This window comes from Mesorhizobium sp. M7A.F.Ca.US.005.03.2.1, from assembly GCF_003997795.1.
Classification (GTDB): domain Bacteria; phylum Pseudomonadota; class Alphaproteobacteria; order Rhizobiales; family Rhizobiaceae; genus Mesorhizobium; species Mesorhizobium ciceri.
Genome location: NZ_RZRP01001485.1, coordinates 1 through 699, shown reverse-complemented (window position 1 = coordinate 699; position 699 = coordinate 1). Strand labels below are relative to the sequence as shown.

The window sequence follows — 699 nt, the reverse complement described above, 5'->3', positions numbered from 1 at the left end:
CAACCAGATACTGCTCATGGCGATCATCGCGTTTTATTGGGCGTTTCTAGGCAGTTGGAGCAAACGTCAGTCACGTCCGGGCGATGACAAGGCAAAACCGGACGATGCGCCGACTGAGCGTCTAGCCGGAAGTAACGAAATCACGTCTTCCGGCGACACGCCCTTGGAGGTTATCCGAAAGAGCGATCCGAGTTTTGACCCTGCCACGTTTCTGGCCGGCGCCAAGGCGGCTTATGAAGTTGTCCTGTTGGCCTATGCAAGTGCGGACATCCAGACATTGAAGCGCCTTGTCGGACCGGAAGTGCTCGACATCTTCGAACGGGCGATTGCCGGGCGCCGGGATCGGGCGGAGATGCTGCAACTCACCTTTATAGGCACGAACGACGCAAAGGTCGTCGACGCTCTTGAGGAGAATGGTACCGCTGAGATTGCCGTTCGCTTCGTTTCCGACGTGGTCAGCGTTACACGCTCGGCCAACAACGACATCGTTTCAGGAGATCCCCAGCAGATCATTGAAGTGATCGATACGTGGACGTTTGCCAGTGACATCCAGTCAAGGAAGCGAAATTGGATGCTGATCGCCACAGACGGCGGCTAGCTGCTTGCGTCATTCCGGTGACCGCTGAAGGGCGACGCTTGGACGCTTGTGTGTGGCTTTCATCGCGTGCGCCGGGATTAACCTAAGAGACCGGCGGAGGT

General features: G+C 57.1%; 1 protein-coding gene. It reads left to right on the top strand.

Annotation, left to right across the window (positions count from 1 at the left end; translation table 11 throughout):
* On the top strand, positions 1-598 hold a 598-nt coding region (locus tag EN991_RS38650; protein WP_206519370.1), incomplete at its 5' end, for a Tim44/TimA family putative adaptor protein.
* Between the last annotated feature and the right edge of the window lie 101 nt (positions 599-699).